General features: G+C 30.4%; 14 protein-coding genes. All 14 read right to left on the bottom strand.

Annotation, left to right across the window (positions count from 1 at the left end):
• Positions 1–51: 51 nt before the first annotated feature.
• The 14 genes from K7H06_RS05595 to K7H06_RS05530 all read right to left on the bottom strand — a co-directional run bounded on the left by K7H06_RS05595 (position 52) and on the right by K7H06_RS05530 (position 16,172).
• The gene (locus K7H06_RS05595; RefSeq protein WP_223038903.1) at positions 52–1,458 is read right to left on the bottom strand and encodes an ATP-binding protein; all 1,407 of its coding nucleotides are present in this window, start codon (positions 1,456–1,458) and stop codon (positions 52–54) included.
• A complete protein-coding gene (locus tag K7H06_RS05590; protein WP_223038902.1) occupies positions 1,451–2,134 on the bottom strand; it encodes a response regulator transcription factor in 684 nt (227 codons plus the stop codon). The genes K7H06_RS05595 and K7H06_RS05590 overlap by 8 nt, the downstream gene beginning before the upstream one ends.
• A gap of 181 nt (positions 2,135–2,315) precedes the next feature.
• A complete protein-coding gene (locus tag K7H06_RS05585; RefSeq protein ID WP_246637696.1) occupies positions 2,316–3,005 on the bottom strand; it encodes an urease accessory protein UreH domain-containing protein in 690 nt (229 codons plus the stop codon).
• A gap of 5 nt (positions 3,006–3,010) precedes the next feature.
• On the bottom strand, positions 3,011–3,796 hold the full coding sequence (locus K7H06_RS05580) for an acyl-CoA dehydratase activase (protein ID WP_223038900.1): 786 nt from the start codon (positions 3,794–3,796) through the stop codon (positions 3,011–3,013).
• Between the two features lie 16 nt (positions 3,797–3,812).
• Positions 3,813–5,096, bottom strand: a complete 1,284-nt coding sequence (locus tag K7H06_RS05575; RefSeq protein ID WP_223038899.1) for a 2-hydroxyacyl-CoA dehydratase family protein — start codon at positions 5,094–5,096, stop codon at positions 3,813–3,815.
• Positions 5,097–5,102: 6 nt separating this feature from the next.
• Positions 5,103–6,029 carry a 4Fe-4S binding protein gene (locus K7H06_RS05570; protein ID WP_223038898.1) on the bottom strand — a complete coding sequence of 309 codons (927 nt, stop codon included), beginning with the start codon at positions 6,027–6,029 and terminating at the stop codon, positions 5,103–5,105.
• Entirely contained in the window at positions 6,030–7,028 is a 999-nt protein-coding gene (locus tag K7H06_RS05565) for a DUF4198 domain-containing protein (protein ID WP_223038897.1), read from the bottom strand. It lies immediately after the preceding gene.
• A 12-nt stretch (positions 7,029–7,040) separates the two neighbouring features.
• On the bottom strand, positions 7,041–8,273 hold the full coding sequence (locus K7H06_RS05560; RefSeq protein WP_223038896.1) for a 2-hydroxyacyl-CoA dehydratase subunit D: 1,233 nt from the start codon (positions 8,271–8,273) through the stop codon (positions 7,041–7,043).
• A 172-nt stretch (positions 8,274–8,445) separates the two neighbouring features.
• Complete coding sequence (locus tag K7H06_RS05555; protein ID WP_223038895.1) at positions 8,446–9,459, bottom strand: lysylphosphatidylglycerol synthase transmembrane domain-containing protein; 1,014 nt, start codon at positions 9,457–9,459, stop codon at positions 8,446–8,448.
• 10 nt (positions 9,460–9,469) lie between these two features.
• Positions 9,470–9,988, bottom strand: a complete 519-nt coding sequence (locus tag K7H06_RS05550) for a YkoP family protein (RefSeq protein WP_223038894.1) — start codon at positions 9,986–9,988, stop codon at positions 9,470–9,472.
• Positions 9,963–10,682, bottom strand: a complete 720-nt coding sequence (locus K7H06_RS05545) for a polysaccharide deacetylase family protein (RefSeq protein ID WP_223038893.1) — start codon at positions 10,680–10,682, stop codon at positions 9,963–9,965. Before K7H06_RS05545 ends, K7H06_RS05550 begins: the two co-directional genes overlap by 26 nt.
• Positions 10,683–12,959 (bottom strand): MGDG synthase family glycosyltransferase, encoded by a 2,277-nt coding sequence (locus tag K7H06_RS05540; protein ID WP_223038892.1) that lies wholly within the window; start codon positions 12,957–12,959, stop codon positions 10,683–10,685. It lies immediately after the preceding gene.
• 101 nt (positions 12,960–13,060) lie between these two features.
• Positions 13,061–14,125: a hypothetical protein gene (locus K7H06_RS05535; protein ID WP_223038891.1), complete on the bottom strand. Its 1,065-nt coding sequence runs from the start codon at positions 14,123–14,125 to the stop codon at positions 13,061–13,063.
• Positions 14,126–14,396: 271 nt separating this feature from the next.
• Positions 14,397–16,172, bottom strand: coding sequence for a methyl-accepting chemotaxis protein (locus K7H06_RS05530; RefSeq protein ID WP_223038890.1), 1,776 nt, complete (start codon positions 16,170–16,172; stop codon positions 14,397–14,399).
• Positions 16,173–16,245: the final 73 nt, after the last annotated feature.

Raw genomic sequence — 16,245 nt, 5'->3', positions numbered from 1 at the left:
AATACCGTGTCCAAACGATCAAAATTTTGTCAAAAAAATCACTCATCAATTTTAAGATAAGTGATTTTTATGGATTGGTAATTTTACAATCATTTTTGTGCCTTTTTCCAATTGACTTTCTACTTCTATATTTCCATTATGGCTTTCTACAATCCATTTTGCAATAGACAATCCCAGTCCAGCACCACCAGTAGCTTTTGTCCTAGATTTATCAGAACGATAGAAACGATCAAAAATATAGGGAATATCTTCTTTAGGAATTCCAATCCCTGAATCCTCTACACGAATGACTACATGGTTATTATATTTTTCTGAAGCAATTCTAATTTTCCCATTTACTGGCGTAAATTTAATGCTGTTATCCATCAATATTCTCAACATTTGCTTTATTAGCTTAGAATCAGCATATATCCATGTATCTTGATCTACAAAACATTCAATTTCATGGATTTGATCTATTAATTTCGTTTCTTTTATAATATCCTCTATTAGTTCACTCAATCTAAACTCTTGTTTCTCTAGCTTATAGGATTCATTATCTCCTCTAGCTAAAAATAGAAGTTGCTCTAAAAGCCTTTTCATATTTTCTGTCTCACTTTTTATTGCATCAATAGATTCTTCTAAAACTTCCCGATCATCCTTTCCCCATCTATCAAGTAAATTTATATATCCTTGAATAACAGCAATAGGAGTTCTTAACTCATGGGAAGCATCCGAAACAAACTGCTTTTGTCTTTCAAAAGATTCTTGTAATCGCCCAATCATATCATTAAAGGTACATGCAAGTTCCTTTAATTCATCATCAGGACCTCCAATATCTATTCGACTATTCAAATCATAAACACTGATTTCTTTTGCTGCATTGGTAATCTTTTTTATGGGGAATAATAGTTTTTTACTCAAATAAATACCTGATAAAATTGCTATGATGACCCCTACTATATTCATCATCATTAAATTATTATCCAATATTTGCACGAAATGGTCTTGTTCCTCTATGTTTTTTACTAACAACATAGAATATAACTTCGTATCTTTTGATAGCTCCTTATGCATATAAAATACATCTACTTGATCAATATCTTCCCATTCATAGTTATCCCAATTTCCTCCACCACCCTCTACTTGATTGTATATTTCTTGATCAACAGCTTTGTATTTACTTTCTAATATTACGCCATTTTCATTATAAATTTTCAAATAGATATTATTAAAATTTATTTCTTTGAATAAATCTTCATTGATAGGTTTTCCTTCTTGAATGTATGCTTCAACCAATTGATAGGTCTTTTGTAGTTCTTCCTTTGTTTGCTGTACTAAAATACGTTTAACTTGCCAATTACTCATCATACTAATAATAATTAGAATCAAAGAAAGAATCACTGCATAGATTGCTGTCAATTTAAAAGAGATGGATATTCTTTTGTTTTTAAAATTCTTTAATTTTATTTTATTCATCTTTAATCACATACCCTACTCCTCTTACTGTATGAATATACTTTTCTTTATATGGATCATCAATTTTACTTCTTAAATATCTTATATATACATCCACCACGTTAGTATCTCCTAGATAATCATATCCCCATACAGCTTCTAGTATCTGTTCCCTTGTTAAAACGATTTGCTTATTTTTAAGAAGATATGCTAATAACTCATATTCTCTCTTAGTCAAATCTATAAGATTTTCTCCTACTTTTACTTGATGAATATCTGTATTTATGGTCAAATTTTTTATTTTTATATGATTACTATTTTTCCTTACTCCTTGTGCTCTTTTCAAAACCCCTCGAATTCTTGCTAATAATTCTTCTATTGCAAAGGGCTTTGTCAAATAATCATGGGCGCCTAAATCAAGCCCCATAACCTTATCCTCAACCTGATCTTTCGCTGTCAACATAATGATGGGTACATCTGAAAAGCGTCTTACCCTTCTACAAACCTCCATACCATTAATTCCTGGAAGCATAATATCTAATATTACTAAATCATAGTCTCTTTCTTCAATTTCTTTAAGGCCTTCTCTCCCATCATGTTTTATAGCTACTTCATACTCCTCATATTTAAGCTCTAGTTCAACAAACCTAGCGATTTTTTCTTCATCTTCTATAATGAGTATTCTATATGCTTTCACTATAATTTTGCCTCCCTTTTTGTTTTTAAATGATTTCCTATATTATATCAATAAATTTACCAATAATAAATCGTAAAACAATTCAAATACTCAATCAATTTATGAATCTCTATGAATTATACAACTATCAAAAACCTCAGATGGTATTTTTTTGAAAAAGCATTAAACCTTTATCCCCACTCTATTTTATTATGAATGGGTATACACCAACAAATATAAATATAACCGCCGCCATTCCTTGGATTAAATGCACATATTGAGGAATTTCCTTATACATTTTCTTTGAAAAATATCCAGCCATAGTACCATAAATTATCACAGGTGATATGGAATTAAAAATACCAAATACCAACATTAAAAGACATGCATTTAATGATGTTAGCGTTGCTGAAAATAAAAGCATCACAGCTAGAGGATAACATGGCGTCATACCATATGCTACACCTGCTAACCATAAAGGAACATGCTCAATAATTCTTTCCTTTTTTTCTTTGTTCGTAACAGTTTTGCTACAGCTTTTTTTATCACAACAGCTTTTCTTTTTAAACAACTTATAAAGAATCATAATCCCTGTGAAAATTTCAACAATATTTAATATAATTTTCGAATCAAATCCTCCAATAGTTGTATTTTGTCCAATGATTGCAGTTCCCATCAAGGATGAAATAAGCCCTAATAAAATCATAACCATTATTTTTCCTAAAAGAAAATGTATTACAGAAAAGAATCCTTTTTTTGTATCATTTTCATTTCCCATAATATAAGTGGTTAAAAAAACTGTACTTGTTGAACCACAAGAAAAACCACATCCTAAACCAATCAATATGGCTGCCATAAAGGGAGAGCCATACTGAGCAATAATATTTTCCATATAGATCACTCAGCCCTTTCTCTTCCAATCAATGCCGCACCAATAGCCCCATTAAATTGTGGATAATTTGCTACAAATATATCTGTCATCAATTCATCTTCAAAAGCCCCGTGAAGTCCACTGTTTAATGCTCCTCCTCCAGTCATAAGTACATCTACATTCACATCAAACTTTCTCGCCATTTTTGAAACCCTCTTAGCCATGGATAAATGCATTCCTGCTAAAATATCCTTTCGATCAATTTTTCTAGCCATCAATGAAATCACTTCTGATTGTGCAAAAACAACACATGTACTATTGATATCACAAGGATCTATACTTTCAAGGGATAAGTATCCTACTTGATCAATTGTGGTTTCTAGTAACCCCGCAATTACCTCTATAAATTTTCCTGTTCCTGCAGCACATTTATCATTCATAACAAAATTATTTACTTGAAGGTTTTCATCTAAAGAAATTACTTTACTGTCTTGTCCTCCAATATCTATAATCAATCTAGGTTTTACTCCCTCTGGTGCAGTAAGCCTTACTCCATATGCATGAGCTGTAATTTCAGAAATATTATCACTCGCAATTTCAATCCCTCTTCTACTATATCCCGTTGCCATGATAAAGGAAATATCTTCAAATTTTATATTCGCATCTTTTGCTAATTCTTCTAATAATCTTTTTGCAGTAGTCACATTATCAATCCCCGTATTAGCTACCTTTACACCTACGACCCCTTTTTCATCTATTAATGCTGCTTTTACATAAGTAGATCCTGCATCAATTCCTGCAAAATATCTCATATTTTTTCTCCCCTCTTTATCCTTTTATTTTTTCTACTTGAATCATTTCCATAAATGCTTCGATTCTTATCCTTAGTTGCTCCACATCTTCTGTATTATAATCTGTTTCAACTCTAAGTATAGGTATATTTAGTTTCTTCATTTCCTCTTCAATATTTCTTAGTTCAAAATCATAAGATACACATCCTCTAATAACATGGTAAACTATACCATCTATATGAAAATCCTTTATAAGTTGCTTTATTTTAAATACTCTTTCATCATTATAGGTAAAGGATGGACAAGTACATGGCAAAGTATATCTTGCTGCTAATCCTCTCATCATCCCATCAAAAGAATTATCTGTTACTGCCACAGGATCATAAAGACCTCTCTCTCCCATGCATGTCTCATCTGCTGCAACAATTCCTCCCTGTTCTTCAATCAAATAAGGAATTTTCATATTTGGAAAAACAACTGGTGACCCTGTAATAAGTATCCTAGGAGATCTTTCAGAGCCTATACACTCCTTTTCTCTAATTCTTTTTTCTAACTCATCATTTAATTTAGATAAGGCATCCGCCCACAAATCCACCCGATCATATGCATATGCATTTAATATTGCCATAGCTGCAGTTCCCTTTATGACAGAAGGATTTTGCTTTTTTATATTGTATAGTCGTCTAATTTCATATTGAGCAGAAGCTATAGCCTGAGTGGCATACTTTAATCGATCATAGGTTATTTCATTTCCTGTCATTTTCTCTAAAGTGTTCTTTAAAGCATACAAATCTTTTAAAAAGCTTTCCTTTGCTTCTTCTTCATCTTTTAATGTAGGAACATGAAGAGGAATGACTTTTTTATACTTTGAGAGAATAGATGTCATTTTCCTTTTTCCATCACATGTTGTAGGAATCATCAATGCTTTACAATCCTTATAGATCGGTAAAAGATCATAAGCCTGAAATCCTATGGATGCACGTACAAGAGGACATGCATCTCTAGGTGCTCTTTCATCTCCTGCCAATGTAGCAATATGATTTCCTCCACACAATCTTACAGGTAATGCTCCAGAAGCATAGATCAATTCTTCTGGAATCATTACGCAATATGTGCCTATGGTATCTACCTTTTCTCTATCCTTTAAACTCTCACCATCCACAAAAGTTCTCTTTAATACATTGCTGAAATATTTGAAATTTTCAGGACATCCTTTCATTTCTTCAAGATCCTTAATAGCTTTATAAGATAATCTGATCATATTCCTTTCAAACCTTTTAAATCTTTTCTCTTTTCTTATATCATTTAAATTTTGTGTCATTCCAGTCTACCCCTTCCTACTTTCTGATGGTTCCCACAATTTCGATACATCCTTCTTCTTTTCAAGGTTTCCATAGATTTTATGGTTTTTGTGGAAATTATCTCTAGAAGAAGAATATATCTCTTTTCCTAAAAATGTAGTCTTTATGGCTTTGTCCTCTGGACACTGATCTATGCATTTCATACAGAATATACAATCATTTTTAGTAATATCTTCCTTTTCTCTTTCTGTATAAATACTCTTTATATCCATAGGACAAGCTTCATAACAAATCCCACATTCTGTACATGCTGTACAATCTTTTTTTAATTTTATGAAAGAAAATTTATGGAAAATCCCAACTAAGTATCCCATGGGACAGTAATTACACCACAGTCGATCTTTAAAAAATCCACCAACAATGACAACTATTGCAACTACCACACTTAAACCATCCATTTCGAGTCCACTTCCTGTCAATGGAGGAATAATAGCTCGTACAGGACACAGTTCACACAATTCAAACCCTACTAGAAATATAAAAAGCAGTATCCATTTTATTAATTTTAGCTTCTCTCTTGTCTTTTCAGAAAACCTCACAGCTGGTATATGCAGTTTTTCACGTATAAAAGTCAATACATCTTGTATAAACCCAAAAGGACATACAAAACCACATAATAATCTACCAAATATAATGATCAAGAGGATGGTTGAGCCTACGAAAAATAAAACACTCATCATATTTCCAAGGGTTAAATTGTTCATAAACCACTCTCCAAATTCCGTAATAGTATAACAGCTTCCTTCTACTAAATAGTCCTTATTATAAACACATTGGAGTATGGGAAGTTTCAAATTATAGATTCTTGTTCCAACAATTTGAACACCAAAAGTAAGGAGAATAAAACTTAATATTAAAATGATCCATCTTAATCTTGGTACTAATCTTCTCATCTATTGGTCCTCCTTTTCTAAATCATTCATTTCGAAAAGAAGTTCATTATTTACCTTTCTTCTTTTTTCTATTAACAGCTTATTTACTCCAATGACGCCTAAAATCATGATTATTATTAATCCTATTAATTTTCCAGTAGAAAAAAATCCTCTATTGTCTAAATCCTGCACCTTATAGTTTAGAATATGATAAGTATTTTCTCCTTTTTCTGATGAATCATCTTTATAGATTACATTCATCCCATTTGTTGCAACCCTCAAGTCTTTTATATAAAAATATCCATCCATATTAGTCCTTACTACCTCATTGAGTCCTGATTCTGATATGATTTTTATCTCTTTGTTTACTAATGGTTCACCCTTAAACAATACTTGAAAAACACTTTCTTCTGCTGGAATAATTCCTAAGCTCATTTTTTCAATGTTTTCAAATGTTAAATGCTTATATTGAAAATTTGTATTTCTATTTTTTTGATCATAGCCCTTGTGAAAAGGTCCATCTTCATCACCATCACCGTCTCCATCACCATCTCCATCAAAACCTCTACCATTTATAGCTGTTTGTCCATAATAATATACTTGTTCCTTCTTTCCATCTCCATCTATATCTTGAATACCTGCATCTATACGTGCTCCTAATAGGGTAGGCCCATAGCAACTAATATCTGTAGTTTGTTCTTGTGATAATTCCACTCGATTTGTTTCATTCCATCCTGTTTTTACATAAACTTCAGCGATCTTATCTGATAAACTAGCACTTTTATTAAGGGTAATATCCCCAAATAAATCTTTTTTCCACCATAAAGATTGATAAAATGTTTTTGATTGTCCTTGAGCATCATACTTAACCTTTATATTTTTACTTCTATAAATATTCTCACCATCATAAAAACCGTCTTTATAGTAATCAAGTATTGAAAAGCATGTACACATAACTGCTACAATTGCAACAATTATACAAATTTTTCTGTTTTTGAATATGTTTTTATTCAATTCCATCATTAATTCCTCCTAATGATTTATTTCTTTTGTTGATAGCATTTCTATTACCGCTTCTGTACGTATTCTTAATTGTTCAATATCTTCATAATTATAATCTGTTTCTATTCGAAACACAGGGATTCCCTCTTTGCTAAAGGCTTTTTCAATATCTTCTAATTCAAAATCGTAGGACAAATGTCCCTTTAACACATGATAAAGAATACCTTTAATCTTACGGGTCCTAGCAATGTTTTTTAGTAAGCTCATTCTATCTTCATTTGAGATAAAATATGGAGAATAATCATACAAATAATGCTTTAATGCAATATGATAGAGGAGACCCTTTAAAGAACTATCATAAGGAGTAATCTCATCTTTATATAGAAAACGTCCTTCCATCTCAAAAGCAGCTACCTCTGCTCCTAATTCCTCTAATAATTTTGGTATCTTCATATTTGGAAAATAAATAGGAGAACCCATAATGAGTATTTTAGGCTTTGTATCATAACCTTCATGGTTTTTCATTCTATTTTTTAATTCCTTATTGAATGTTTTCATTTCATCAATCCATCTTTTGAGATCATTATTAAAATAATAGGTGTTCATAATAAAAAGCATTAAACTTCCAGAAATACTTTGAGGATTTTTTTTCTTTATTTCCATTAATTCTTTTATCTGAAGTTTTGCTAAACGAACCCGTTTTGCTGCAACCATTAAATTTTGTTCATTTATTTTTTTTCCTATCTTCTTTTCCATCAAAGTCCTAATTTTATCAATTTGTTGTAGCCACTTAAGATTAGAACTTGCATTCCCTTTAATTGGTGGAATTTCAACAGGCCACACCTCCATATCCTTTGAAAGAACCCCCACCATTTTTCTTTCTCCATCATAAGCTACGGGTGTAATGATTGCTTTACAATCATAAATACTAGGAACTAAACCAGATTTGATCATTCCTATAGTTGATCTTACTATTGGGTCTGTATCTCTTGGCACATATTCATCCGCAGCAAGTCCTGCTCCAAAACTTCCACCTAAAATCCATAGGGGTTGTGCCCCTAATGCATAAATAATTTCCTCAGGAATACATGTACCAATCAAGCCTATCTTCGGAGGGTTATTCTCTGTTTTATTTTTAAGAAAATACTCTTGGGCTAATCTAAAAAAATATTCACTATTTTCAGGACATGTCTGATCCTTTCTTAAATCATTTAATGTTTGTAACACATTATTTTTATAAATCTCTAAAATTCTTTCATTCAATTTTTTATTCACCTGGCATCATTCCTTTATTCTTAATTGTATAGGGATTATTTTTTAATCTCTTATTTCTATGTTTTTATTATGATGGATGAACATTAACACTTTATGTGATGTACATTAAAATTTCATTAGAATTCATTTAAAAGTGTTAAAAAGTAAAAAAAGCAACCATTTATACGGTTGCTTTCTTTTTAGATTCTTTAAAATGGATTAAAAGAGTTGTTAATCCACCTATTATGATACATGAATAATAGCTAATGATTCTCCATAGGAGCATGGCATATATAAGGAAATTCTCTTTGAATAAAAAACTGAAAAGAATATGAAATCCACCTTCTGATGCTCCAACAGTTCCTGGGGTAGGTATAAAAGAAACTGCCATATACAATAAAGATTGAAGAGCAATAATGTCAATGATAGAAGCGTCTTTTAGACCAAATGCAATATAGATAAAATAAGTTATACTAAAATAGCAGGTTAATTGTAAGAAAGTCATACACGAAAGCTTTATTGCCACCCCTCTATGTTTTTTTAATTCCTTAATACTTTCAGTATATTCAACTAAATATTCTTCTAATTTCCTTTCAAGGTTATTTACATTGTTAAATTTCTTTAAATGTTTTAAAATCATATTAAAAATCTTTCCCACAATGTTCTCATTAAAAAATAATAAAAAGATCATAAAAATTCCTATAAAGCTTATGCATATACCTGTAAGTATAAAGGGCAATGCAATAGCTATATCCTTAGAAAGATCATTCCATTTCAATAAAAACATAATAATAGCATAAACCGTTACAACCATTTGATAAATCATAAACTTGATCATTAAAATAGATGTTCCTTTACCAGTACAAATTTTATCCTTTGTCATATAATAAATTTGTGCTGGCTGTCCTCCACTTGCAAAAGGGGTAATGGCACTATAATATTGTCCAATCATAGTTATTTTAAAAGCCTTTTTAAAGGTTAATTGAGAATAAACCATTTTTGAAGTATCTATCAATATGATGGTGTTCACTATCCAATATAAAAGCATACATCCTATAGCTAGGCTAAAATATCCTTTATCGATCTTTGTTAATAAATAGGGTAATCTTGAAAAATCATTATTTGCTATAAGTATCCAAAATGTAAGAATAATCAGTAAGAATAATACAACATAATTCATGCTCTTTTTTATCATTTGCTTCTCCTTAAGTTCCTATATACTTTTGTAGTAATTGACCTTTAGAAATCCAGCATTCTTTTGGCGTCCTAAGTCTATCTCTTATTTTTTTATCTTTTTTAAATACAATTCTCAATATGTTTTCCCATAAGATTAAAAAGTATTTTTTAGGTCCTTTATCCATCTCTACAATGGTAAACCCCTGCTTCTTTGCAAGAGGATATAATAAAGTGGTTCCATGATATGCCTTAATCTCTTCAAATTCCTTTTCATTGATTATCAGGTTGCTTAAAGCTTGTAATTCTTCTTTCAATCTTCTAAAGAGTTTTCTATAATCATTTTCTAATTGATCAACTTTCAAATTATCTATATGCATTTCTGCTACTACGTCTCCATTTTTAATCATTGTCCCATCTAAAATTTCTATTGTTCTTCCTTTGTATACATGAGGGCAGATATATAATAGTTTTCTTTTTGAATTAGGCACATGCTTCCAATTATTGATTTTCACAACACTTCTCTCAATAAGTTTGAATAGCTTTTTCATGTTCTAAATCACCTACTTTTTCATCTATAGTCACAAATTTGTATCCATCATTTTTAAGCTTTGGGATAATTTCCTTTAGCGCTTCTAATGTTCTTTTAGGCGCCCCTTCTGCCCCACCGCTATCATGAAGGAGTATGATATCGCCATCTTGAATATAATTCATAATTCTTTTAGCTATCTCTTTTGATGTAACCTGACTACTCCAATCTCTTCCATTAATAGACCATAATATGGTCTCTAGCCCCAGTTTTTTTGCAAAATATTGGGTAAGTATATTAAAAGTTCCCCAGGGAGGTCTGAAAAATTTTAGATTTACCTTAAGTTCTTTGAATATTTTCATGGACTTTTCAAAATCTTTTTTTGTCTCAAAAGGCATACTCAGCCATGCATGTTTGTGAGATAAAGAATGGAGGCCAATACTATGTCCTTCATGAATGATTCTTTCAAGAATATCTCTATTTTTTAAGGATTTTTCAGCTACTAGAAAAAAAGTAGCCTGAATATTATAATCTTTCAATAGATCCAAAAGTTCATGAGTATATCTAGGGTCAGGTCCGTCATCAAAAGTTAAAGCAATTTGTTTTTGTTTAGCATCCATTTTTCTAATGACTTTTCTTGATATATATTTATAGTAATGATTAGGAATCACTCCATATATCATAAAAAGAAATATTAAAAACAATATAATTTTCACTTATATCATCTTCCTTTTTAATATTATTTTTTCTTTTTTTAGATCTTCTCCATAAATTTCTGAAATACAGTCTATAAATTCTCTGCTATCAGATTGTTGTTTTATTCTTTTTATATTCATTTTTAATTGAGTTCTTTTTTCTCTATTCTTTATAAACGTATTAACTTTTTCTTTTAATTCCTTCGTATTTTTTATAATTTCACCGATTCCACTGTTTTCAATAAATTTACCATTTTCTATTTCCTGTGCTAAAATAGGTTCATAAACAATCATCGGTAGCTCTGAATGAATAGCTTCAAAAATACTTACGCCCCCTGCTTTTGTAATTAATAGATCCGCATGTTTCATAAGCCCTGCTACTTCATTAGTAAATCCTTTCACAATAGTATTTTTTAAATTTAAATTCTGAACCAAATCTCTATATTGCTTCTTATTCGTCCCTGTTACAATAATGGTTTTAACATTTTCTAGACTGTCTAACCACTCATATAACTCCTTATCTTTAGGTAAAAGGCCTAGACCTCCACCCATCATTAATAAAACAAATTCACTATCCTTTATGTTTAACGTTCTTCTAATCTTCTCATTTTCATATTTATCTAAAAAATCTTTCCTTACAGGAATCCCTGTAACATAAATCTTATCTTTATGAATACCTTTATAAATGAACTGTTCTTTTATCTTATTCGTTGGTACCAAATATTTATCTGTATTAGGATAAATCCATTCACAATGATCCACTACATCTGTCATACAAGTAATGAGTGGCAGGGTGCTTTTATATTTTCCCTTATACATAGATACAAAACCAGAACATACTGGAAAAGTAGACACAATAAATTTAGGATTCAATTTTTGAATATATTTTGCTATTTTTGATAAATATATCTTATAAATAATTTTATCCATACCTATTTCTTTATTAGATTTTTTTCGGTAGAAATAATTATAAATATTGTGAGTCTTTTTGATTAAAACTTCATATCCTTTATATAACTCATTATTTAAATGAGGACTAAGGATTTCAAATATGTCAATAACTTTTATATTTAATCGATTATTATATACTGCTAACTGTTCTTTTATTGCTTTTGCAACCGTTACATGCCCTGATCCAAAATTTGCTGTTAATACTAGAACATGCTCTTTTTTGTTATCATTTATTTTATTTGAATATTTTCGTATCAATTCATCAGCTAATTGAACAATACTTCCTCTATCATACATTTTGGATAAATCTTTTAGTTTTCTTTTCATATTTGTTAATTCTTGCGGCTTTTCTATCAACCCATCTATCGTATCTGCTATATGCTTTATCTTTTTCGCTCTAAGAGCTACTCCCGACTGTACTAAAAAATCTGCATTTTCTTCTTCTTGCCCTGGAATCACATAAGGGATAATCATAGGAATATTTTTAACGATAGCTTCTGAAACTGTCAATCCCCCTGGCTTTGTAATAATCACATCTGATATTTCCATTAATTCAGGGATATTTTTAGTGAATCCATATACAAACACTTCTTTGTTTTTGAATTTCCCTTGGTACTTCTTTTCTATTTTCTTTTTTAGCTTTTTATTATTTCCACAAACAGTAATGATCTTTATTTTATTATTACTGCTCATTATATTTTTCAAAACCTTCTCCATAGCCTTAAGTCCCATACTTCCACCCATTAGTAACAATGTAAATATGTCCTCTTTATTCTTTTTTTTATCAATAGAACATATAAAAAATTCCTTTCGTATAGGAATCCCATACGGAAAAATTCTTTCCTCTTTTACTCCTTTTTTTATCATGCCTATCTTTGTATAATCACTTCCTGTAATGTAAGCATCTACCTTTTCATGAATGTAAGTCTGATGTGCTTTATAATCCGTAACAATAGACATAAAAGGTATGGATATTTTTCCTTTTCTCTTGAGTTCTCCAATGATATTTACTACAAAGGGATGGGTAGCAATAATAATATCTGGTTGATTTTCTTGTATTAGATGGTATATTTTTTCTTCCATCAATTTTGTTATCACATGAACCATTCCTAAGTTTATTTTTTTTCCATCACTCTTTCTATACAGTTCTCTATATGCCTTAGGCAATCTTTTCACCAATAATTCATACCCATCTGTTATTATGCAATTTATTACTTTATTAGCCTCTTTTAAAGCATCTAATATCACAACATCATATCCATTTGCCTCAAATAATTCTTCTAAGGATCCAGCAGCTTGATTATGCCCTCCTCCTGTAGAGGCAGTAAAAATTAATAGCTTTTTCATTTTACCCTTCCCCCTTATGGCTATATATTTTTTCTTATTTCATTGTAAATAATTAAGATTAAGGATTTATTAAATAAAAATTAGAATTTGATTAGAAATAATCATGCAGAAAGATCCATAGTATTTTCTACAGCTTTTCGTTTCACCTTTATAGCAACAGGATGATGATCCGTATCCTTAAAACCAAGATTAAATCCATTCACTTTCATAATTTCAACATTCGGTGATACCAAAAAACCATCAATGACACATGTATAGTTTTTATCCTTTATATAAGGCTTTTCTAACGTTCGTACAGTAGGATGATGTCTATCTACTCCCCATTGCCACCCTTCTGGCTTAAAATCATGTGGGATGTCCTTTATCCAAAACAAATGCTTTTTAGGTGTATCATAAGGAAATGTAGTTTTGATTAATCGATGATTCCAGTCTCCCCCAACAACTACATAATTACCTTTTTCATACTCCCTCAACATAAATGCTTTTATTTCTTTTAATTGTTCATATCTAGTTTTTCCATCTTTATCAAAAGCTGCTAGGTGCAAGTTAACAATAACCCATTCCTTTGTACTATCCTCAATGAGAAACCGTTGAACAACAAAATTGTATTTTTGATTGAAAATGCCTGTGATTCCTTTTTTCTCTAAAGGCAAAGCCATCCTCGTAGATACATCTGGTAGATACCTTGAAAAAATTGCATTTCCACTAAGCAATTTACCTATGATAGGGAATTTTTCAATATACACACTAGGTGAATAAACAAAATTATACTTTTGTAAAGCAGTCTGAATCTTTTCTAAGTTATTCACATAAAATGTAATTTTTGAATCTACAGCTACTTCTTGAAATAAGTAAAGATCACTAGGATCATTTTCTATAAATTTTGCTATATTCTCTAAATGATTATGAATTAGCTTCTGTGATTTTGGAAACATACTTTTTCCTCCATCCATGAAAAAATCAGCTTCTTTTCCTAATCCAGCATATCCAATATTCCAAGTTAGTATAGAAAGACTCTCATGCTTTTTTATACACTCCTTTGTTTTAATATTTATTTTTAATCTTTTTTCTTTTGGAGGCTGAAATGAAAACAATTGTATATATATCCAGCTTATAATACCTAATACTGCGCTACTTAAAAGCATGATCATGTGTATATGATTCATAGTCATTTTCCTTTCCTTTTCAATTAATCTCTCTTTTTTAATCCTTTACGTATCTTTCCTTACCCCTTTATTATAATTTTAAAAAATTAAAACCTTCTTAGAAGAAAATTAGAATTTTCTTAGAAATATCTTAAAATATATTAAGTTTTTCATTTTCACCCTATATATACAAAACAGACATGGAATGTACTCCATGTCTGTTTTATCTATCCTTATCCTTATAAATTGTATACATACCTACTTACAATAACTAGATATGTTCCTTTACCACTTATTTAATATTAAACTTTTTTAGATCTGTGCTTAACTTTTTTGCTATATCATCTAAATTATTTGCCATAGAAGTTACTTCCTGTGTCATTACAGTTTGTTCTTCAATATTTCCACTTATTTTTTGAGTGAATTGTGCTGTATCTTTAGATATGGTATACATATTTTCAATACTTCTTATCACAATATTCTTCTCTTGATCCATTTTTACTATACTATCTGTTAATACATCTACTTCCTCAACCATTTCTATTACAGATTCATTTATATCCTTAAAGCTCTCTATTACACAAGCTAAAGTTTGTATTAACTCCTCTTGCATTTGGTTATCTCTATACACGCTTGCTTCTGTTGTTTGTATACTTACTTGCATGCCTAGAATAATCTTTTTTACATCCTCCGTTGTCTTATCTGTAGTTTCAGCAAGCTTTCTTACTTCATTAGCAACAACTCCAAACCCTTTTCCTGCTTCACCTGCTCTTGCAGCTTCAATAGAAGCATTTAAAGCCAAAATATTTATTTGTGTTGAAATCTGAGTAATAATCTCTATCATCTGTCCAATAGTCATAGCCTTTTGGGATAACTCCTTTACATTTCTACGAACCTTAGCAGCTTCAATATGTTTTTCTTCTGCTTTTAAAGATAAATCTTCTATTCGTTGCATTCCTTTTTGATTTGTAGTACTTGTTCTATTAATATTTCCTCTTACTCCATCTATACTAACCCTCGTTTTATGAATTTCTTCTCCTAATACTAAAAGTTCCTTTGTTCCTTTTTTAGATTCTTGAGCTTGATTTAATGTTCCTTGCACCAATATATCAATTGTATTGGCAATATCATCACTACATACGGCCGTCTCATTGGCGGCGTTAGATAATCCTTGTGCATGTGTAAACGTTTCTTCTACACCATTTTTAAAATTATTAATGATCTTTCTTAAGGAATCTCTCATTTCTATAACGGATTTTGCCATCATGCCTACTTCATCTGTATTCTTTACTAAATCCTTATAATCATCATCACTAGCTAAATCTAAATTTTTCGTTTTCTCTATTAATATTGTTAATTTTTTAATAGGATTTCCTATATGATTAGCAAATGCTACAATAACTATAGCTCCAAGAATTAAAGATACGAATATGATCATATACATCATATTCAATATATAACCTGCACTTTTATCAAAATCGTCTTCATATGTACCTGCCCCTATAATCCATCCCCAATTTTTGTCTACTTCTGTATACACTATATTTAGATCAGTTACACCATTTGTATCAAAAGTATATTCTGTAAACCCACCACCATTTAGCCCCTTTTTAATAAGTTCTTGAGCATATAATATTTTACTTGTAGATGCATCCTGATTGTTCCATATATTTTTCCCTTCTATTTCATCATGGGCAATAACATTCCCATCCCTATCAAGTATTAAGTAAAAACCATTTTCACCTAGTTCTATATGCTTATTTTGCTCTCTCGTCCCATCAGCATTCTTTTTACCTATTAATATTGTTTTAACCTTTTCCTGAGCTTCTTCAAGACTTACTCCTCTAGTATCCACTTCTTGCTCTGCTAAATCAATGAGTTGAAAGGAAGACTTCACTGCATTTTTAAGGATTGTCTCCCCCTTAGCATCTAGTTCACTTGCTACTTTAATATAACTTATTATTCCAAGTATCATCATCGGTATTAAAAGTAAAATAAACGTAATTACTATGAGTTTTACTTTAATTGACCTTTGAACCACGTTCTCTTTCTTTTCTTTTAAATCCATCAAGAACTCTCCTTTCACCTCATAATACTCTTATAATTTACTTTCCTCATCCCCTTATTATAGTTTTAAAAAA

Source organism: Crassaminicella profunda (genome assembly GCF_019884785.1).
In the GTDB taxonomy this organism is placed as follows: Bacteria; Bacillota; Clostridia; order Peptostreptococcales; family Thermotaleaceae; genus Crassaminicella; species Crassaminicella profunda.
This window is presented reverse-complemented; position numbering and strand designations above follow the sequence as displayed.